A 19,302-nucleotide genomic window follows, 5' to 3' on the forward strand; every position below is an offset into this window, starting at 1 on the left:
GGCCGGAGGCTAGACTCGGCGGATGGCGAAGTACTTCGACGTGCACCCCGAGAATCCGCAGCCGCGCACCATCGGCACCGTGGCGGAAAGTATCCGATCCGGCGCGCTCGTCGCGTATCCGACGGACTCCTGCTTCGCACTGGGATGCCAGCTGGGGAGCCGCGACGGCATCGAGCGGATCCGGTCGATCCGGAATCTCGACGACCGTCACCACTTCACCCTGGTGTGCCAGAACTTCGCGCAGCTGGGCCAGTTCGTGCAGATCGACAACGACGTGTTCCGCGCGGTCAAGGCAGCGACGCCGGGCAGCTACACCTTCATCCTCCCCGCGACCAAGGAGGTGCCGCGCCAGCTGCTGCACCCGAAGAAGAAGACCGTCGGAGTCCGGATCCCCGACCACGCCGTCGCCCAGGCCCTGGTCGCCGAGCTCGGCGAGCCGCTGCTCTCGAGCACGCTGCTGCTGCCCGACGAGGACGAGCCGTTGACTCAGGGCTGGGAGATCAAGGAACGGCTCGACCACGTGGTGGACCTCGTGCTCGACTCGGGTGACTGCGGCACCGAGCCGACCACGGTCATCGACTTCTCCGGCGGCGGCCCGGAGATCGTACGGCGAGGGGCGGGCGACACGGCGCGGTTCGAGTAGCCGCGCCGCGTGCGACGCCCCGGGTGCGGGCCGGTGACGGAGTGACCGTCCGCGCACCCGGTCCGTGATGTCCGCCCCGTGCTACGCGGAAGCCACCACTTCTCCGGCGACGACCTGGGGAGGGTTGGGGAGCAGGGACGCGAGATGGTCCCGTACGAAGTCCGACGCCCGCGCGATCGACTCCTCGGCGCCGCCGCGGTCCTGGAAGACGCTGGTCGAGACCATCACGCCGTCCCCGGCATCGATCCAGTAGTAGGCGACGAAGCCGGGGACCTGGCGCATGAGCGGCACGAACCCCTCTTTCACGAGGCGTGCCGCCTCGGCCGGATCGGTCACCCCTTCGTACCGCCGGATTGCTGCGTACATGGCCGATCTCCTCGTGGGTTCCGGGTGCGTCCTCTGTCGAGACGCCGTACCCCTGCGCCACGTACCTCGCTCGCGAGGTGTCCGGCATTCACGGGAAGGGACGCCTTTCGTGAGCCGAACGGCGGCCACGGCGCAGGACCCGGCCGCGGACCGCGGCGTCGGACCACGGCCCGGTGCGCGGCGGCTATCCGGGCACCGGCGCGCCGGGCCGAGCGGTCCTGGGGCTCAGGACCGCCGTGGCCGCGGCGCCGTGCAGCGCGTCGACCGTGGCCATCTGGTCCCGGGCGCGGTCCATGAGTTTCCGCAGGCGGGCCGTGTCGAGGCGGTCGAGCTCGGCGGCTACGGGCATCAGCGCCCGCCACAGCTGGAATTTGCCCTGGATACCGATCCGCAGGGTTTCCAGTTCGATGAGCGAGCTCAGCCCCGACCGGTGGCGGAGACGACCGTTGGGCTTGAGCCGGGCGGCCTTCTCGGCCATCCAGCCGGCGCAGATCTTGTACCGCTGCGGGGTCACGTCCAGCGCGTCCATGAGGTCCAGGAGGGTCTGGCGGTCCTGGGAGATGTCCTCGGCGAGGGAACGCAGCGTCGCGGCACGCCCTGACGAGCGGTGCGCTCGCGCGATTCTCCGCGACAGCTCCACGCCCGTCGTGGCGCCCGCCAGGTGGTCGTTCAGGTAGATCGTGAGGGCCTCGGCATGCATGTCTCCTCCTGATCGCTCGGGGCTCCCGCACGCGGGAACCCCGACCTCATGCTTCACCTGGCTGATCGCCCCCGCCACGCGAACGGACCCACGCGCGCATGCCGGATACGGCCGATTCCCGGTGTGTGGCAGAGCCAAACCAGGGCACACGCCCCACGGAGGCTGATTCAGATGGTTCCCCTGCTACTCGTACTGCTTCTCGTACTGATCCTCTTCGGAGCGGGCTTCGCCCTCGACGTCCTGTGGTGGATCGCCATCCTCCTGCTGGTCGTCTGGCTGCTCGGCTTCGCCATCCGCCCGGCGGGCGGCGGGGGACGCTGGTACCGCTGGTAGCGACTGCTGTCGCATCCGGTGAACCCCCGGGCCGTGCCGGCGGCTGTGCCGGCCTCGTCCCCCCCTTTCCGGTCAGGCCGTCCGTCGGCTTCGGCGAGCGCTCGCGGATCCCATCTGATCCGCCGGACAGGCCCTGGCGCCGGCTCGCCCGGTTCCGCCGCCCGTCATACGCTGAACTCGGCCTTCCTGCCGCGGGACGGATGGGTGCGATGGACGGTCCGGAACGTGTTGCCCGGATGCTCGGAGGGCTGCTGGAGGCGGGACACCTGGCGGGCATCGAGCAGCTGCCGGCGGTGATCGCCGACCACGCGGCCATGGCCGGGCTCGAGAACGCCCGCCTGTACCTCGTCGATCTGCGCCAGCAGCTGCTCCGGGAGCTGACCGGCCGCGGGCCCGACGCGGGCATGGGCGGCGAGGAGTATTCCGTCGACGGCACCCTGGCGGGGGCCGCGTACCGCGAGACCCGGATGATCGCCGGGGCACGCCGCACCGACGGCCACCGCCGGCGGTACTGGGTGCCGGTGCTGCACGGAATCGAGCGCCTGGGTGTGCTGCGCGCCGACCTCGCCGATGACGCGGAGGAGAACGGGAACGCGATCGAAGCACTCGGACATCTGGCGTCGCTCACCGGACTGCTGCTCGTCAGCAAGCGCTCGTCCAGCGATTCACACGCCCGCCTGGTGCGGACCGAGCCCATGCACGTGGCCGCGGAGATGCAGTGGAAGCTCATGCCCCCGCCGGCCTTCGCGAACGACCGTGTGGTGATCGCCGCCGCGATGGAGCCCGCCTACGAGGTCGCGGGCGACGCCTTCGACTACGCCCTCGCCGGCGACATCGCCCACCTGGCCATCTTCGATGCCATGGGCCACGACAGTGCCGCGGGGCTCACGGCGAACCTCGCCGTGGCGACGTGCCGCTCCCACCGCCGCGAGGGCCACGACCTGGTCACTACGGCCAGGGCGATCGAGAGCACCTTGCTCAAGCAGTTCGATCACACCCGCTACACCACGGGGATCCTGGCCGATCTCGACACCCACAGCGGCCGGCTCACCTGGGTCAACTGCGGGCACCTGCCGCCCGTACTCATCCGCGGCGGACGCTGGACCACCACCCTGGACTGCCCGCCCTCGCACCCCATGGGGACCGAGCTGAACGTACCCCTCACCCTCTGCCACGAGCAGCTGGAACCCGAGGACCGGCTGCTGCTCTACACCGATGGCATCACCGAGGCCCGCGACGCGGGAGGGCTGCAGTTCGGCCTCGCCCAGTTCGTCGACTTCATCGTCCGCCATCACGCCGACGGGCTGCCCGTGCCCGAGACCCTGCGCCGCCTCATGCGTGCCGTCGTGCAGCATCACCGCGACAGCCTGTCCGACGACGCCACCGTCGTCTTCCTCGAGTGGCAGGGCGGCGCGCGCAGCGCCGCGCTGCGGGCCGTCACGCCGCAGCCCTAGGCGGTGTCCGGCCCTCCCGCCGTGACGGGATCCGGCCCCACGGGCACACGTTCGATCGCCACCATCGCGGCGTCGTCGCCCAGATGCCCGCCGGCATGGCGCAGCAGGTCGTCGCACAGATGGCGCAGGAGGGCCTGAGGGCTCTTGCAGGACCAGGTGGTCACCCGTTCCATCAAGGGATAGAAGGCACCGCTGCCGTCGCGGGCCTCGATGACGCCGTCTGTGTAGAGCAGGACGATGTCGTCGGTCTCGAAGGCGAAGGTTTCCGCCGTGATGCCGGAGTCGACGAATCCGGTGAGCCCCAGCGGCGGTGCCGGGCGGCGCACTTCGAGTGCGGTGACGTGGCCGTCGCGCAGGAGCAGCGGCGGCGGGTGCCCGCAGTTGATCACCTGTACGGCCGAGGCGTCGTCCGGCACGTCGAGAACGGCCGCGGTGACGAAGCCCTCGCTGTACTCCTCCGTCGTGTCCTGGCCGGAGACCGTGGGATCGTCCAGGTCCGAGGAAACGGTTCCCTCGAGATAGGCCACCAGGGCCGGCAGCTCGGCCTGCCGGTGGGCGGCGGCCCGGAAGGCACCGAGTACGAGCGCGGCGTCTCCGATCGCCTCCAGGCCCTTGCCGCGTACGTCCCCGATGATGAGCCGGGTGCCGCGGGCCGTACGGGCGGCGGCGTACAGGTCGCCGCCGATCTGCGCCTCGGCTTCGGCGGCGAGGTAGACGGAGGCGATCCGCAGCGTGCCGATCCTGCGGGGGAGCGGCCGCAGCACCACTTCCTGCGCCGCCCTGGCGACGGAGCGCAGCTGGGACAGCTCCCTCTCGTGCCGGTCCCGGAGATGGGCGAAGAAGGTGACGGCCACCGAGATCAGGATCAGGGCGATGATCTGGAAGGTGTGATTCAGGTCGGTGAGGCTGGTGCGCACCACGGCGACCACCGCCTGCGCGAGCACGGCTATCGCACCGATGATTGCGGTCGTCCGGGGCCCGGCGAAGGACGCCGTCACGGCGGGAGCCGCGACCAGGAACGGGCCGAGATGGACCTCGGGCGGCGCCAGGATGTCGACGACGGTGACGATCGCGATCAGCGCGAGAGGGACCGCCAGCAGGGCATGGCGTGGCTCCCATGACCAGCTACCACCTCGGTGCGGCCGGACAGATCCCATGAGTACTGGATACACCGCCCCGTGGCTGTGCGCCTCGCCGGCGGGGACGGACCGGCGCGGGTCCGGCGTGCGGGTTGCCGTAAAAGAGTCGTACACGGCCTTTGTTGCCCATCGCCACTATTTTGATGGCGGAGCCGGCGACGAAGGGACGGGGACGCGGTATGGACCGCACGCGGTGGGCAGCGCTGCTGGCCCATCCCGCGCGGGTGGTGGTCGGCGCGTTCGCCGTGGTCATCGCGCTCGGCACCGCGCTGCTCGTCCTCCCCGTGTCGGCGCAGAGCGGACAGGCGACGAATGCCGAGACCGCCCTGTTCACCGCGACCGGCGCGATGTCCGGCGGGCTGTCCGTCGTCGACACCGGCAGCCACTGGAGCACCTTCGGCGAGATCGTCGTCCTGGGCCTGGTCCAGTTCGGCGGTTTCGGCATCATGACGTTCGCCTCTCTCCTCGGGCTGCTCGTCTCCGGCCGGCTCCGGCTGAGCATGCAGCTGACCGCCCAGGAGGAGACACAGAGCCTCGGCATCGGAGACGTCCGCAGAATCCTGATCGGCGTCGCCCGCATCACCGCCGCGGTGGAACTCACCATCGCCGCGTGGCTGGCGCTGCGCTTCCGCCTCGGCTACGGGCAGCCCCTCGTGGAAGCGGTGTACCACGGGCTGTTCCACTCGGTCTCGGCGTTCAACAACGCCGGCTTCGGGCTGCGCCCCGACAATCTCGTCGGCTACGCCTCCGACGCCTGGGTCATGCTGCCGATCGCCGTGGCCTGCATCCTCGGCGGCATCGGGTTCCCGGTGCTGCTCGAACTGCTGCGCAGCAGACGCGCCAGCACGTTCGTACGGTCGGCCCGCCGGTGGTCGCTCCACACCCGGCTCACCCTCCTCACCACCGCTTTCCTGCTCGCCGCCGGAGGCGTGTTCACCTGCCTGCTGGAGTGGACCAACCCGGGTACGCTCGGACCGCTCGACTGGCCGGACAAACTCACCAACGGCTTCTTCAACGCCGTCACCGCCCGCACGGCGGGCTTCAACAGCGTGCACGTCGCCGAGATGGAGCCCGCGACCCTGCTCGGGACCACCGTGCTGATGTTCATCGGCGGCGGCAGCGCGAGCACCGCGGGCGGGATCAAGGTCACCACGTTCGCCGTGCTGGCCGCGGCGATCATCGCCGAGGCGCGCGGTGACACCGCGGTGGAGGTGATGGGACGCCGGATCACGCCCTACGTCGTGCGCCAGGCGCTGACCGTCGCGCTGCTCGGTGTGGGCGCGGTGATGCTCGCCAGCATCGTTCTGCTGACGATCAGTGACGCGTCGCCGCAGGCGGTGCTCTTCGAGACGACTTCGGCGTTCGGCACTTGTGGGCTGACCACGGGCATCACCGGTGATCTGCCGGTGGCCGGACAACTCGTCCTGATCGTCCTGATGTTCATCGGCCGCATCGGCCCGATCACCCTGGGCTCGGCGCTCGCGCTGCGTGAGCGCGGCCGCCGCTACCAGCTGCCCGAGGAGCGACCCGTCATTGGCTAGGTACGTGGAACACCTGCGGCGCGGCACGCGCCGCCTTCGCCGTCCGTCCCGCAAAGACACCCCCGGCACCCCCGGCGGGCCGGCCGACTACCGGGTCGCGGTGATCGGGCTGGGGCGTTTCGGGAGCTCCCTCGCCGCCGAACTGATGCGCAGGGGCTGGGACGTGCTGGGGGTGGATTCCGACGCCACCCTGGTGCAGCGGATGCGGGACGAACTGACACACGTGGCCGCCGCCGACTGCACCGACCCCGAGGTGCTGGCGCAGCTCGGGGTGGCCGAGTTCCCCCGGGCCGTCGTGGGGATCGGCGACGATCTGGAAGCCAGCATCCTCGTCACGTCCAACCTCGCCGACGTGGGCGTCGCGCACATCTGGGCCAAGGCGGACAGCCGCCTGCACGGCAGGATCCTGGAGCGGGTCGGCGCGCACCATGTGGTGCTGCCCGAGCACGACATGGGGGAGCGGGTGGCCCACCTGGTCACCGGGCGGATGCTCGACTTCATCGAGTTCGACGACGACTACGCCCTGGCCAAGACCGTCGTGCCGGCTTCCGCGACGGGACGTCCCCTGGGGGAGCTCAGGGTCCGGGCGAGGTACGGCATCACGGTGGTCGGCATCAAGCGAGCGGGCGAGGACTTCACGTACGCCACGGCCGAGACGGTCGTAGAGCTCGGCGACATCATCATCGTCACCGGGCGGACCCAGGCCGTGGAGACCTTCGCCGAGCTGGTGTGACGCGGACAGCGGGCCCGTCAGCCGGGCCGCACGTCCTTCGCGGGGAGCGCGGGGAGGAAATCCCCGGGCCGCGTCGAGCGCCGCCACATGTACACGGCCACGGCCATCACGAGGATCAGCGCCGCCAGGACGAGCAGCTCGATTCCCTGGACGGCCCACGTGAAGGACCTCTCCGTCTCGGCCGTCACGATGAGCACCTTCCGGATGCCCGCGATCAGACCGACGACGAGGAACGGCTCGGCGTTCAGCGTCTGGTCCCTGATGGTGAGGCGGACGGTGTGCACGAGCTCCGCCACGATGAACAGGACCAGGCTGTTGTCCAGTGCGGACAGCACGATGGTGTGTTCCTGGTACGGCCCCTTGATCGCGTCCACGACATCGCTGACGACCCCGACGAGCAGCAGCGCCGCGAGCAGGACGAGGAGAACCGCGACGATCACGTGGATGACGTCCTCGGCCGTCTTCAGCAGGCTCTGGACGCGGGGGCCTTCGAATCTTCCCGGGTTTGCCGGCACATACGGCATGCTAGGTCGGCCGCTCGGGGCCCGGCTCGCCGCGATCCGCCGATCGGGCGGTCGGGCGGTCGTTGGGGACGCACGGATCGCCGGCGTCGCAGGAGTCGTCCGGTCGTGTGTCAGCTGACGTGCTGCTCGGCCCAGATGGTCTTGCCGTCCGGCGTGTAGCGGGTCCCCCAGCGCTCGGAGCACTGGGCGACGAGCAGCAGCCCCCGGCCGCCCTCGTCGGTGGTGCGGGCATGGCGCAGCCGGGGGGACGTGCTGCTGCCGTCGGAGACCTCGCAGGTCAGGACCTGGTCGCGGATCAGGCGTAGGTGTATCGGGGCCTTGGCGTAGCGGATGGCGTTGGTGACGAGCTCGCTGGCGATGAGTTCGGTGGCGAACGACGCCTCGTCCAGGGCCCACAGGGCGAGCTGCCGGGTGACGAGCGAGCGGGCCGTGGAGACGACGGCCGGGTCGCTCGGCAGGTCCCAGGACGCGACCCGGCCGGGCCCGAGAGCGTGCGTACGAGCCACGAGCACCGCGGCGTCGTCGCCCGGATCGGCGGGGAGCAGCGCCTCGGACAGCATGCGGCACGCCTCACGGACGGAGCCGGGGGCGCGGGCGAGGAGGTCAGGGAGCAGGGCGCCTGCCGCGGCGTCGGGTCGGGCCTGGAGGAGTCCGGGCGTGTAGAGCGCGAGCGTCGAGTTCTCGGGCAGTACGGTCTCGGCCTTCCCGAACGGCGGTCCGGGGCGGCCGAGCGCGGCGGCGGTGGGGACGTCGAGGATGCTCGCCGTCCCGTCCGGGTGGGCGACGGCCGGGCCGGGGTGGCCGGCACTGGCCAGGGAGCAGCGCTGGGAGACGGGGTCGTAGACCAGGTACAGGCAGGTGGCCCCGGCCTCCCCGCCCGAGGACGGCGTCCCGGTGCCCTCGGGGCGGTCGCCCGCGTCGAGCCGGCGTACCAGGTCGTCGAGCCGGGCGAGCAGTTCGTCGGGCTCCAGGTCGAGGTCCGACAGCGTGTGCACGGCCGCGCGGAGCCGTCCCATGGCGGCGGCGGTGCGGATACCGCGTCCGGGTACGCTGCCGGCCACGAGCGCCAGCCGGGCGCCCGACAGAGGTATGACGTCGACCCAGTCGCCGCCGGCGCCGGCGTGCACGTACTCGTGGGCCACCTCCATCCCGTGATGATGGGGCAGTTCACCGGGAAGCAGGCTGCGCTGGAGCGCCACGAGGGCGTTGCGCTCGCGCAGGTACCGGTGCGCGTTGTCCAGGCAGACGGCCGTGCGGCGGGTCAGTTCCGCGGCCAGGGTCAGATCGTCCTGGCGGAAGGCCCCGCCCTCGCCCCAGCGGTAGAAGGTGACGAGTCCCAGGGCGCGGTCCTGGGCCACCAGTGGGACGACCATGAGCGAGTGCACGCGCTCGTCCAGCATCCGCGGGCCGCGGACCGGGTCGCGGGTCACCCAGTCGCTGTCGGCCCGCAGCGAGCCGACCAGGCGCGGCCGGAGGTCGGCGAGCACCGCGGAGGCGGGGGCGGCCTGTGGGTACGTACTCACCTCACCGACCTCGATCGCGCCGGGCGGTCCGTCGCGGCGGCGGGAACCGGAGGCCGCGCGTCGCAGCACGGTCCCGGGGGGTACGGGGCCGGGGGAGAGGTCCTCGCCGGCGAGGACCGGCTCGAGGACCTCGATCGCGACGCTGTCGGCCAGCCGCTCCACCGCGACCTCCGCCAACTCCTGCGCCGTACGCATCACATCGAGGGTGGATCCGATCCGGGCACCGCCTTCGGCGAGCAGGGCCAGCCGCTCCCGCGCCAGGTGGAGGTCGGTGACATCGACGACGGCTTCGGCGACGCCCAGGACCCGGCCGTCGTCGTCCTCGAGGCGGAAGGCGGAGCCCGAGTAGACGTGCTCGCGGCCGGGATCGCCCGGAGGCCGTCCGCGCTTCTCGAAGCGGAGCACCGGCAGGCCCGAGGCGAGCACCTGCCCCATGACGCGTTCCGCCACGTCCGCGCTGAAGCCGGGCCAGGCCTCCGAGGGCCGTTTCCCGAGTGCCTCGGTGGGCGAGACGCCGTGCATGCCTTCGCCGGCGGCGTTGAACCGGACCAGACGCAGACCCGGATCGAGCAGGAACAGGCCCACGGGGGACTGGGTGAACAGGGCCTCCAGGAGCGCCCGGTCGAGTTCCGGCTGCGGCGGCGCCGTGTCCGCCGGGGCGAGCAGCACCTCCCAGCGCGTCCGCGTGCCGCTCGCGGCCTCGGGGCGGATCGCCAGCCGGCAGGGCAGCAGGTGGCCGTCGCGATGCCGTACGAGGACCGCCGCGCCGTCGGGAGCGGGGGCGGCGGAGGCCGCCTCGGCCACCTCGTGGGCCCCGGCCAGCAACTGGGCCGCCGGGCGCCCGAGGACCTGGTCGGCCGGGTGGCCGAGCAGCCGCTCGGCCTCGGGGCTCCATTCGGTCACCACGCCCCGTGCGTCGACCACGACCGGAGCCCAGCCGCCGGCCTCGTCTGCGCCGCAGCCTCGCATGTTCCCAGTTTCCCTCAGGGTGGCGAGCCCACCACTCGGAGGCCTCGTGTTGCGCGGCACGCCGCGCTGCCCGAACGTGGTGATGACTTTGCGCGCGCGTGCCCGGGGGCTTCAGGGGGTGTCCGCCCCTACGACCGAAAGGGAACGCACCATGGCAAGCCGTCCGGAGAGCACTCTGCAGGGCAAGGCGGCATTCGTGGGCGGCGCATCGCGCAACCTCGGTGCGCTGATCAGCCGCACCATCGCGGCCGAGGGCGCGCGTGTCGCCGTGCACTACAACAGCGAATCGTCGGCTGCCAAGGCGGAGTCGGTGGTCAGCGACATCACCTCCTCGGGAGGTGAGGCGTTCGCCCTCCAGGGCGACCTCACCCGGCCCGATCAGGTCGAGCGCGTACTCGACGAGGTCGTGGGCCGCTTCGGCCGGCTGGACGTGAGCGTCAACACCGCCGGCATGGTGATCAAGAAGCCCGTCACCGAGGTCACGCCCGAGGAGTACGACCGTATGTTCGCGGTCAATTCCAAAGCCGCGTTCCTCGTGATGAAGGAGGCCGCCAAGCGGATCGAGGACGGCGGCAAGATCCTGACCATCGTCACCTCGCTCCTCGCCGCCTACACCCCGCTGTACTCCGTCTACGCGGGCAGCAAGGCGCCGGTCGAGGACTTCACCCGGGCGCTGTCGAAGGAGCTGTTCGGCCGGAACATCTCCGTCAACGCGATCGCCCCGGGCCCCATGGACACGGCGTTCTTCTACCCGGCCGAGACCGACGACTCGGTCGCGTATCTCAAGGCCCAGTCGATGAACGGCGATCTGACGAAGATCGAGTACATCGTGCCGTGGGTGAAGTTCCTGCTGACCGACGGCTGGTGGGCCAACGGGCAGGTCTTCTTCGTGAACGGCGGCTTCACCACCCGCTGAGCTCCCCTTACGCGCCACGGGTACCGAGGGACCGGTCCGATGCGGACCGGTCCCGCACGCATGCCGCTTCTAACCCGTCACGGGAATGTGACTGGTTGCGCCCGAAGGCGGCTAACCTCTAACGTCATTGACGTTGGTTAGTCCGTCGGGTGCGAACGTGTCAGATCGCGTGCGTATTCACGCGAGAGATGAGGCGGCCCTGTTCATACCGTGAGAACGCCCGTCAGGAGGGCTCTGCACCGCACATCACCGCGTCCCATGGGCCGCACAGGTAGAGGAGAACTTCCCGTGACCGTTTCGGAGACCTTGGACATCACGGCAGCGCAGGACCACGGCCCCGTCACCGCCGAAGAGATCCTGGCGCGCGTCCGGGCGGCCGCCCCGCTGCTGCGCGAGCGCTCCGAGGAGATCGAGCGGACCCGCCGCCTGCCCGACGACGTCGCCCGGCTGCTGCGCGACACGGGCGCGTTCCGGGTGGCCCTGCCCAAGGCCTGGGGAGGGCCGGAACTCACCTTCGCGCAGCAGTGCGAAGTGATCGAGTCGCTCTCGTACGGCGACGCCGCCGCGGGCTGGTGCGCGATGATCGGCATGGACACCTGGATCTACGCGGGGTACCTGGACGAGCGGGTCGCCGAGGGGATGCGGTCCGACAAGGACGCGATCACCGCCGGCCTGATCTTCCCGACCGGCCGTGCCGAGCGGGTGCCCGGCGGCTACCGCGTCACCGGCCGCTGGCCGTTCGGCAGCGGAGTGTCGCACGCCGACTGGGTCGTCGGCGGCTGCATCGTCCACAGGGACGGCGAGCCCGAGCCGGGTCCGGACGGGGCGCCGGTGAACTGGCGGCTGATGATGGCCCGTCGCGAGGACTTCGAGCTCGTCGACACCTGGCACACCACCGGGCTGGCCGGCAGCGGCAGCATGGACTACCGGGCCACCGACCTGTTCGTGCCCGAGGAGCGGTCGTTCGACTTCACCCGGCCGCGCGGCTCGGGGCCGTACTCCGCCCCCGACGCCTTCCTCAGCAATGTCCCCGGCGTACCGCTCGGCGTCGCGCGCGCGGCACTCGACCATGTGCGTGCGCTGGCGGCCGACCGCGTGGAGAAGACCACGGGCCTTGCCTGGCAGGACAGTTACCGGGTCCAGACAGCCATCGGCGAGGCCGAGATGGAACTCGCCGCCGCCCGCTACGCCGTCTACGGAACCCTCGACGAACTGTGGGACCGACTGGTGTCCGGCGCCCGGCCGACACCCGACCAGCAGGTCTCGGCGGCCCTGGCCCGGGTCAACGCCTTCCGTACGGCCCGGTCGATCGTCACCCGGCTCGCCGACCTCGTCGGCACCGCCTCGATCTACCGGACATCCCCTCTGGATCGCTGGGTTCGCGATCTCCACACCATGTGCCAGCACATTCTCGCGCAGGAACAGATCGTGCAGTCCGCGGGAGCCCATCTGCTGGGCGGGACGCCGCAGGCGCCGTTCCCGCTCGGGCTCAGGGGTTGACCGACGCAGCCTGAACGACCGGCACGCGACTAGGGAAACAGGAAAGTTGATGGCAACTTCGAACGAAGTCACAGCCGAGACGGTGACCGAAGCCGACAGGCAGGCGGACGGAACGCGGACATCCTGGGGATTACGCCAGTGGGGACTGCTCGTCAGTGTCTGCGCCGCGTTCTTCCTGGACGCACTCGACAACATCATGGTCGGCATCGCCGTACCGCCGATCCAGGCGGACCTCGGCATGACCACCGAGTCGGTCCAATGGGTCGTCAGCTCCTACGTCCTCGGATTCGGCGGCTTTCTGCTGCTCGGCGGACGCATGGCGGACCTGCTGGGCCGCCGCCGGATGTTCCTGATCGGCGTGGGGATCTTCGCCGTCGGATCGCTCATCGGCGGCCTCACCGATGACGGCCTGATCGTGATCGCGGCGCGGTTCGTGATGGGTATCGGCGCGGCGTTCACCGCCCCGGCCAGCCTCTCGATCATCGTCACCAGCTTCCCCGAAGGCGCCCAGCGCAACCGCGCGCTCGGCATCTACACCGCCTGCGGCGCGGCCGGGTACTCCACCGGTGTCATCGTCGGCGGTGCGCTCACCGAGATCAACTGGCGCTGGACCTTCCTGCTCCCGGTCGCCGTGGCGCTCATCGCGTTCGTCGGTGCCCTGGCGCTGGTGCCGCGTGACGACGCGGCGGCCCGGGGCGAGCGCAAGCTCGACGTGGCCGGCGCCATCACCGTCACCGCCGCGATGCTGATCCTCGTCTACGCCATCGTCGAGGCGCCCAACCAGGGCTGGGCCGCGCCGCGGACCCTGCTGCTGTTCGCCGTCGCGGCGGTACTCCTCGCCGCCTTCGTCGGCATCGAGCGCCGGACGCCGCACCCCCTGCTGCGGCTCGGCCTGCTGCGCAACCGCGCACTGGTCGGGGCGAGCCTGGTGGCCGCGTCGATCCTCGGCACGTACATGAGCTTCCAGTTCATCGGCGGCCTTTATCTGCAGTCCCTGCGGAATTGGTCCCCACTGGAAATGGCCCTGGCGTTCCTGCCGATCGGTCTGCTCATCGCGACGATCGCACCACGGGCCGGAAAACTCATCGCGCGTTTCGGCATCCAGTGGATGATCTTCGCAGGATTTGTCGCCTACACCGCTTCCTACCTTCTTTTCCTGCGTATTGACGAGACGTCCTCCTACGTCTGGGTGATCCTGCCCAGCATTCTGCTCATCGGTATCGCCTTCCCCTTCTCCTTCCCCGCCGCCAACGTCCAGGCGACCACGGGTGTGGACGAATCGGAGCAGGGCGCGGCGGCGGGCGTGCTCCAGACCGGTTACCAGGTCGGTGCGGCCATCGTGCTCGCCGTGGTGACCGCGACGATGTCGGTGGACGACACCGGCGGAGCGAGCACGGCCGAAACGCTGTCCGGCTATCACAACGGCCTCTATGTGGTGACCGGGATCTCCGTCATCACCATGATCGCCACGCTCGTCGCCGCGCTGCGCGCCTCGGCGCGGCGTCGGCGGCCGAGCGCCCCGGCGACCGTGACGCCGTTGAAGAGCCGCCGGTAGTACCTTCGCCGGTCCCACCGACCGGGACCGATCCGCCCCTTCGGGTGCGGATCGGTCCCGGTCTTCTTCTTTGTGGGTCAATTCCTCGGTCAGGCGTATACGGGCCAATGGCTGTGCGCGGCCCGGCAAATGCCACGCGCTGATGCTGCCTAGTGTGGGGGAAAAGCTCCCGGAGAGGACCGATCAATGAAGAGCGAGGCATCGACAGCGGACCGGACTTCGGCCGCTGTGAATGCACAGAGCGACCTGCGCACGGTCATGCGCAATTTCGCCACCGGGGTATGCATCGTGACCACCTTCTTCGACGCGAGTTCGGGGCGACGGCACAACGCCATCACCGCGAACTCCCTCACCTCCGTATCGCTGGATCCGCCGCTCGTGTCGCTGAGCATCCGCGGCGACTCCGGATTCCTCGCGGACCTGATGGATTCCCGGGTGTGGGCGACGTCCATCCTCGACGCCGACGCGGCGGACCTGGCCCGGATCTTCGCCGGCCCCGAGCAGGAGAGGCGGCGGGCGCTGGGCGGCCTTCCCACCGAGACCGGCACACAGACCGGCGCCCAGCTCCTCGACGGCCTGGCCTGGATGGAGTGCCGGTACCGGGACCACCTCGTCACCGGCGATCACGTCATGGTCATCGGCGACGTGGTCGGACTCGGTGTACGCGGCTCGGGCTCACCCCTGATCTTCGTGCAGGGCGGGTTCCACCGGATGCGCACGTCGACGGGTGACTGACACATGACCGGACCATCGATCGGTGTCGTCGGAGGCGGCGCGGCCGCGGTCTGCCTGATCGACGCGCTGGCCCGCGCACAGGGCGAACCGGGCAGCATCACGGTCTTCGAGCCGTCGCCCCACCTGTGGCGAGGCCGCGCGTACCAGGCCGACACCGAGACCATCAAGGTCAACGCCACCCCCGACGACATGTCCGTACGGGTCGGCGACACCGGCCACTTCGAGCGCTGGCTGGACACCCGGGACCGCCTCGTGGGAGGCGCTCCCGGACACGGCGTCGACCCCTGGTCCGGAGCCCGGTTCGCGCCCCGGACCGTGTACGGCGAGTACCTGGAGCAGGCCGCCCACGCCGCACTCGGCGAACTGCGCGCACAGGGCTGGCGGGTCGACCTCGTCGGAGCGGCCGTCACCGCCGCACGCAGAGCCGCCGACCGGGTGCTCCTGAGGACCGGGAACGGCAGTGCACGCGCCTTCGACTACGTCGTCCTGTGCGTGGGCGGCGACAGCCCCAAGGACGTCTACGGGCTCGCCCGGGCACCGGGTTTCGTGGCGGACCCCTACCCGGTGTCGCGCACGCTCCAGGAGATACGGGAGCGGGACCACGTAGCCGTCATCGGCAGCGGCCTGACCGCGGTCGACATCATCCTCGCGCTCGCCGCCCAGGGCCATCGGGGCCGGATCAGCCTGCTCTCCCGGCGCGGCGTCCTGCCCGCCGTCCGGCAACGGCCGGCCCACTTCGAATTGCGGCACGTCACCCCGGCACGGATGCGGTCCCTCGCCCGCCGCCGGCGCACCGTCACGCTCGACGACGTCGCCGGGCTCGTACGGGCCGAGCTCCGGGAGGCGGGCGCCGACGTCGACGCGGTCCTCTCCGAGATCCTCCACGCCGACCAGGAGCCCCCGGTGGACCGGCTGCGGCGCCAGCTCGACGCGGTCGGCTCGGCGGATCTGGGGCTGCGCGTCCTGCAGCGCGCGGTGCCCGAGACCGGCCCCGACATCTGGCCCCTGCTACGGGAACGGGACAGAGCGCTGATCCTCCGTGACCACTACCGCACGATCATGAGCCTGTGCTGCCCCATGCCACCGAGCAGCGCGGCCGTACTGCTCGGCCTCGCCGACGAGGGCCGGCTGGTCATCCGCTCCGGAGTGCAGCGCGTCTCCGCACGCGCGGACGCCGGCTTCGACGTGGTCACCTCCGACGGAACGACCCTCGGACCGGACAAGGTGATCAACGCCGTGAACGCCTCCGAAGGCCGTATCCCGACCGGGGCGCTGCCCCTGGTGACCTCACTGACACGAGGCCGCGCCGCCAGCCGTCATCCCCACGGCGGCCTCGACCTCGTCCGGTCCACCAGCCGGCTGACCGCCGACGGCGTACCGGATCCGCGCCTGTACGGGCTCGGCAACATCGCGGCCGGAGCGCTCTTCTTCACCTTCGGCATCCCGTCCCTGGTGGACCGCAGCGAGGACATCGTCGCCGCCATCCTCCGGCACGCCGCGACCGGGCGGACCGCCCGCCCCGCATCCGAAGAGGTCCTGCTGACCGCCTGAACACCGGTCCGGACCACACCTCGAGAGGAACGGAACCACCATGAGCATCACGACCCCCGCACCGCGCGCCGAGTACCTCGCGGACACCGCGACCGGTCTGCCGATCCCCGGTGAGCCGGCGTTCGCCGACCCCGAGGAGGCGCGGCGCCACCGTAAACAGCGCCTCGCCGCGGCACTGCGGCTCTTCGGCAAGTACGGCTTCGGAGAAGGGATATCCGGGCACATCTCCGTCCGCGACCCGGAGTATCCGGACCAGTTCTGGGTCAACCCCTTCGGAATCTCCTTCAAGCACGTCCGCGTGGCCGATCTGATCTGCGTGGACTCCACCGGCCGGGTCGTCCACGGCAGGCACCGGGTCAACCCCAGCGCCTTCGTCATCCACTCGCAGATCCATGAACTCCAGCCCGGTGCGACCGCGGCGGCCCACGGCCACACCGCACACTCGCGCGCCCTCGGCGCCCTCGGCCGGCTGCTGGAGCCCATCGACCAGGAGTCCGCCGCCTTCTACGGCCGACAGGTCCTCTACGAGGAGTACGAAGGCCCCTCCGTCTCCCTCGAACAGGGCCGGGACATCGCGGAGCAGCTCGGCGACAACCGCGCCATCCTGCTGCGCCACCACGGGCTGATCACGGTCGGCGGCTCGCTGGACGAGGCCGTGCACTGGTTCTTCACCTACGACAGCTGCGCCCAGGTCCAGCTGCTCGCCCGGGCCGCCGGCACTCCGAAGACGTTCACGCACGAGCAGGCCACCGCGGCCGGCGACGGCTTCGGCGACGCGCAGCTCGGCTGGTTCAGCTTCCAGCTGCTCTGGGAGGAGATCGTCGCCGAGCAGCCCGACCTGCTGGACGAGCAGACCTCCGGAGTGGCCCGGTGATCCGCACGGCAGCCGTCGTGGGCACCGGCCTGATCGGGACCTCGGTGGCCCTCGCCCTCTCCCGCCGGGGCGTGCACGTCCACCTGATCGACGCTCAGGAGTCGGCGGCCCGCACGGCCGCCGCCCTCGGCGCGGGTACGGTCGGCGCGCCCGCGGACCCGGTCGACATGGCCGTGCTGGCCGTCCCGCCCGCCCTGATCGGTGAGGTCCTGGCCAAGCAGCAGGCGAACGGGCTGGCCCGCCACTACACGGACGTGGCCAGCGTCAAGGCCGGGCCCGAGCGGGACGTCCGCACGGTCGCCGACCCGTCCTGCTACATCGGCGGGCACCCGATGGCGGGACGCGAGGTCTCCGGCCCGCTGGCCGCCTCGGCCACGCTGTTCGAGGACCGGTCCTGGGTCCTCACCCCCACGGCGGACACCACGAAGGAGACCCTCAACCGGGCGCTGGAACTCGTCGCGTTGTGCGGTGCCGTCCCGGTGGTCATGGACAGCGGCGCCCACGACCGGGCGGTGGCGCTGGTCTCCCACACCCCGCACGTACTCTCCGCCCTGATGGCGGCCCGGCTGCAGCACATGCCGGAGGACTCCCCCCGGCTCGCCGGTCAGGGCCTGCGCGACGTCATCCGCATCGCCGGGGGCGACCCCGGACTGTGGGCCGGCATCCTCGAGGCGAACGCCACGGCGATCGCCGATGTCCTCGGGGAACTGGCCGAGGACATCACGGCGGCGGTGACCGCGCTGCGCGGCCTGGCCGCCGGCGGCGCCGACGAGCGGGCGCGGGGCACGGCCTTCGTCACCGATCTCCTGCGGCGCGGCATCAAGGGCCGGGGCCGCGTCCCGGGCAAGCCCGGGAAGCCGCCGGCCACGTGCACGCCCGTCCAGGTCCTCATCGGCGACCAGCCGGGCGAGCTGGCCCGGCTGCTGGCGACGGTGGCCGAGCTGGGCGTCAACGTCGAGGACGTGTCCATCGACCACTCACCGGGCGAACACGGCGGTCTGGTCGAGCTCATGGTCGCACCGGGCCCGGCCGTCCGCATGATCCAGCGGCTCACGGAATACGGCTGGAGTGTGCGACGGACAGTGACGCATTCATCACAGGAACCTGCCGAACTTCGTTCGACTTCGGCGGCTAAACCTTCCTGGACACCTGTGAAGGCGAAAGTCAACGATGGATGGGAAACCAGCAATCGGAGCTTCCGATCGGTCTAGGAAACGAGGATGGGGGTGTGTTGTTATGGCTGGCGGATGTGAGGGGTCCGCCTTCGGATGAGGCGGGGCCGCTCGTGAGATTTTGATAGACGGGATTGAGTCGATGCCGTATGCCGATGTCATTGATGTGCCGACCCGCGGCGGCCTGCAAATCGTTCGCGATCACGACGGGGATCTCGAAGGAAATACAGCGAGCAGGCAATTCGGTGAAGTCCGCGTCTGCCTTCTTGAAGGCGGGCCGCGGGAAATGATCCGACCGGGTCGGCTCATCGAGAGGACCGACGGCGAATACCTGAGGGTGTGCCGGCTGCTGGCCGGTGAGGCCTGGGTGTTCCAGGACGGCCGGCACGGAGTGGCCCGCGGTTCTCAGCTGATCTGCTACGACAGCACGCGGCCCTACAAGGTCGTCATGCCCGAGCGTTTCCGCATGGTGGCACTGCTGCTGCCGCACCGCTTGATCGGACTCACGTCACAGGGCACCGAACCGCTGACCGCGAAGCCCTGGCACGGGTCCCAGGGGCTCGGGGCGCTGATGTCCAGACTCCTGGTCGGCCTCGAACGGCACGGCGAGGAGGTCGAAACGGCGATCGATCTCCTCGGTGACAGCGTCGCGGGCCTCGCGGCCGCTCTCTTCGCGGAGCGGATACGGTCGGTGGCTGATGAATCCGATGTGGGCAAACAGGCGTTGATGCTGAACGTGCAGTCCTTCGTCCGTGAGCGGCTGGCCGATCCCGGTCTCACCCCGATGACCGTCGCACGGCGTTACAAGGTCTCGCTGCGCTACTTGCAGAAGATATTCCACGAGTACGGCACCAGCCCGGCCCGGTGGATTCGGGACGAGCGGCTGGCCCGTTGTAAAGCAGAATTGTCCGACCCTGGGCTCGATCATCTGCCGATCGCCCTGATCGGTGAGCGATCGGGATTCTACGGAGCCTCCCACTTCAGTCGACTCTTCCGGGACCGGTACGGGATCACGCCCCGGGAGTTCCGAAAACGGGGGTAATGAGCCATGGAGTTATGTGATGCATGGGAAAA

18 protein-coding genes are annotated in these 19,302 nt (G+C 70.6%); 13 read left to right on the forward strand and 5 right to left on the reverse strand.

Annotation, left to right across the window (positions count from 1 at the left end):
* Nucleotides 1-22: 22 nt before the first annotated feature.
* Complete coding sequence (locus ABT342_RS10810) at nt 23-643, forward strand: L-threonylcarbamoyladenylate synthase (protein ID WP_351570190.1); 621 nt, start codon at nt 23-25, stop codon at nt 641-643.
* An 81-nt stretch (nt 644-724) separates the two neighbouring features.
* Here the strand turns inward: ABT342_RS10810 and ABT342_RS10815 are convergent, their stop codons facing one another.
* Nucleotides 725-1,009: a hypothetical protein gene (locus tag ABT342_RS10815; protein ID WP_351570193.1), complete on the reverse strand. Its 285-nt coding sequence runs from the start codon at nt 1,007-1,009 to the stop codon at nt 725-727.
* Nucleotides 1,010-1,193: 184 nt separating this feature from the next.
* On the reverse strand, nt 1,194-1,709 hold the full coding sequence (locus tag ABT342_RS10820; protein ID WP_351570196.1) for a hypothetical protein: 516 nt from the start codon (nt 1,707-1,709) through the stop codon (nt 1,194-1,196).
* 171 nt (nt 1,710-1,880) lie between these two features.
* Here ABT342_RS10820 and ABT342_RS10825 point away from each other — a divergent pair, with 171 nt between their 5' ends.
* Together ABT342_RS10825 and ABT342_RS10830 are read left to right on the forward strand one after the other, a co-directional pair.
* Nucleotides 1,881-2,042: a hydrophobic protein gene (locus ABT342_RS10825; protein WP_351570199.1), complete on the forward strand. Its 162-nt coding sequence runs from the start codon at nt 1,881-1,883 to the stop codon at nt 2,040-2,042.
* A 209-nt stretch (nt 2,043-2,251) separates the two neighbouring features.
* Complete coding sequence (locus ABT342_RS10830; RefSeq protein ID WP_351570202.1) at nt 2,252-3,496, forward strand: PP2C family protein-serine/threonine phosphatase; 1,245 nt, start codon at nt 2,252-2,254, stop codon at nt 3,494-3,496.
* Here ABT342_RS10830 and ABT342_RS10835 read toward each other — a convergent pair.
* Nucleotides 3,493-4,653: a PP2C family protein-serine/threonine phosphatase gene (locus ABT342_RS10835; RefSeq protein WP_351570205.1), complete on the reverse strand. Its 1,161-nt coding sequence runs from the start codon at nt 4,651-4,653 to the stop codon at nt 3,493-3,495. The genes ABT342_RS10830 and ABT342_RS10835 overlap by 4 nt on opposite strands.
* Nucleotides 4,654-4,814: 161 nt before the next feature.
* On the opposite strand from ABT342_RS10835, the gene ABT342_RS10840 reads away from it, so the two are divergent.
* Nucleotides 4,815-6,176 carry a TrkH family potassium uptake protein gene (locus ABT342_RS10840; protein ID WP_351570208.1) on the forward strand — a complete coding sequence of 454 codons (1,362 nt, stop codon included), beginning with the start codon at nt 4,815-4,817 and terminating at the stop codon, nt 6,174-6,176.
* The gene (locus tag ABT342_RS10845) at nt 6,169-6,909 is read left to right on the forward strand and encodes a potassium channel family protein (protein ID WP_351570211.1); all 741 of its coding nucleotides are present in this window, start codon (nt 6,169-6,171) and stop codon (nt 6,907-6,909) included. The genes ABT342_RS10840 and ABT342_RS10845 overlap by 8 nt, the downstream gene beginning before the upstream one ends.
* A gap of 17 nt (nt 6,910-6,926) precedes the next feature.
* On the opposite strand, the gene ABT342_RS10850 is transcribed toward ABT342_RS10845, so the two are convergent.
* Both ABT342_RS10850 and ABT342_RS10855 read right to left on the reverse strand, forming a co-directional pair.
* Nucleotides 6,927-7,424 (reverse strand): phosphate-starvation-inducible PsiE family protein, encoded by a 498-nt coding sequence (locus ABT342_RS10850; protein ID WP_351570213.1) that lies wholly within the window; start codon nt 7,422-7,424, stop codon nt 6,927-6,929.
* Between the two features lie 119 nt (nt 7,425-7,543).
* Entirely contained in the window at nt 7,544-9,880 is a 2,337-nt protein-coding gene (locus ABT342_RS10855) for a SpoIIE family protein phosphatase (protein ID WP_351570215.1), read from the reverse strand.
* A gap of 196 nt (nt 9,881-10,076) precedes the next feature.
* On the opposite strand from ABT342_RS10855, the gene ABT342_RS10860 reads away from it, so the two are divergent.
* The 8 genes from ABT342_RS10860 to ABT342_RS10895 all read left to right on the forward strand — a co-directional run bounded on the left by ABT342_RS10860 (nt 10,077) and on the right by ABT342_RS10895 (nt 19,270).
* The gene (locus ABT342_RS10860; RefSeq protein ID WP_351570217.1) at nt 10,077-10,841 is read left to right on the forward strand and encodes an SDR family oxidoreductase; all 765 of its coding nucleotides are present in this window, start codon (nt 10,077-10,079) and stop codon (nt 10,839-10,841) included.
* Between the two features lie 288 nt (nt 10,842-11,129).
* The gene (locus tag ABT342_RS10865; protein ID WP_351570220.1) at nt 11,130-12,341 is read left to right on the forward strand and encodes an acyl-CoA dehydrogenase family protein; all 1,212 of its coding nucleotides are present in this window, start codon (nt 11,130-11,132) and stop codon (nt 12,339-12,341) included.
* 49 nt (nt 12,342-12,390) lie between these two features.
* On the forward strand, nt 12,391-13,896 hold the full coding sequence (locus tag ABT342_RS10870) for an MFS transporter (RefSeq protein WP_351570223.1): 1,506 nt from the start codon (nt 12,391-12,393) through the stop codon (nt 13,894-13,896).
* A gap of 186 nt (nt 13,897-14,082) precedes the next feature.
* Nucleotides 14,083-14,631: a flavin reductase family protein gene (locus ABT342_RS10875; protein ID WP_351570225.1), complete on the forward strand. Its 549-nt coding sequence runs from the start codon at nt 14,083-14,085 to the stop codon at nt 14,629-14,631.
* Nucleotides 14,632-14,634: 3 nt separating this feature from the next.
* Nucleotides 14,635-16,182: an FAD/NAD(P)-binding protein gene (locus tag ABT342_RS10880; RefSeq protein WP_351570227.1), complete on the forward strand. Its 1,548-nt coding sequence runs from the start codon at nt 14,635-14,637 to the stop codon at nt 16,180-16,182.
* Nucleotides 16,183-16,222: 40 nt separating this feature from the next.
* Entirely contained in the window at nt 16,223-17,056 is an 834-nt protein-coding gene (locus ABT342_RS10885; RefSeq protein WP_351570230.1) for a class II aldolase/adducin family protein, read from the forward strand.
* A complete protein-coding gene (locus ABT342_RS10890; protein ID WP_351570350.1) occupies nt 17,056-18,267 on the forward strand; it encodes a prephenate dehydrogenase in 1,212 nt (403 codons plus the stop codon). The genes ABT342_RS10885 and ABT342_RS10890 overlap by 1 nt, the downstream gene beginning before the upstream one ends.
* A 103-nt stretch (nt 18,268-18,370) precedes the next feature.
* Entirely contained in the window at nt 18,371-19,270 is a 900-nt protein-coding gene (locus ABT342_RS10895) for a helix-turn-helix domain-containing protein (protein ID WP_351570232.1), read from the forward strand.
* Nucleotides 19,271-19,302 lie beyond the last annotated feature (32 nt).

The organism is Streptomyces sp. NPDC000410, from assembly GCF_040300305.1.
GTDB lineage: Bacteria > Actinomycetota > Actinomycetes > Streptomycetales > Streptomycetaceae > Streptomyces.

Coding starts and splice junctions, on each gene's coding strand:
- ABT342_RS10885 (WP_351570230.1), top strand. CDS start 16,223: ATGAGCATCACGACCCCCGCACCGCGCGCCGAGTACCTCGCGGACACC.
- ABT342_RS10895 (WP_351570232.1), top strand. CDS start 18,371: ATGCCGTATGCCGATGTCATTGATGTGCCGACCCGCGGCGGCCTGCAA.
- ABT342_RS10810 (WP_351570190.1), top strand. CDS start 23: ATGGCGAAGTACTTCGACGTGCACCCCGAGAATCCGCAGCCGCGCACC.
- ABT342_RS10835 (WP_351570205.1), bottom strand. CDS start 4,653: ATGGGATCTGTCCGGCCGCACCGAGGTGGTAGCTGGTCATGGGAGCCA.
- ABT342_RS10815 (WP_351570193.1), bottom strand. CDS start 1,009: ATGTACGCAGCAATCCGGCGGTACGAAGGGGTGACCGATCCGGCCGAG.
- ABT342_RS10840 (WP_351570208.1), top strand. CDS start 4,815: ATGGACCGCACGCGGTGGGCAGCGCTGCTGGCCCATCCCGCGCGGGTG.
- ABT342_RS10870 (WP_351570223.1), top strand. CDS start 12,391: ATGGCAACTTCGAACGAAGTCACAGCCGAGACGGTGACCGAAGCCGAC.
- ABT342_RS10820 (WP_351570196.1), bottom strand. CDS start 1,709: ATGCATGCCGAGGCCCTCACGATCTACCTGAACGACCACCTGGCGGGC.
- ABT342_RS10825 (WP_351570199.1), top strand. CDS start 1,881: ATGGTTCCCCTGCTACTCGTACTGCTTCTCGTACTGATCCTCTTCGGA.
- ABT342_RS10880 (WP_351570227.1), top strand. CDS start 14,635: ATGACCGGACCATCGATCGGTGTCGTCGGAGGCGGCGCGGCCGCGGTC.
- ABT342_RS10875 (WP_351570225.1), top strand. CDS start 14,083: ATGAAGAGCGAGGCATCGACAGCGGACCGGACTTCGGCCGCTGTGAAT.
- ABT342_RS10830 (WP_351570202.1), top strand. CDS start 2,252: ATGGACGGTCCGGAACGTGTTGCCCGGATGCTCGGAGGGCTGCTGGAG.
- ABT342_RS10860 (WP_351570217.1), top strand. CDS start 10,077: ATGGCAAGCCGTCCGGAGAGCACTCTGCAGGGCAAGGCGGCATTCGTG.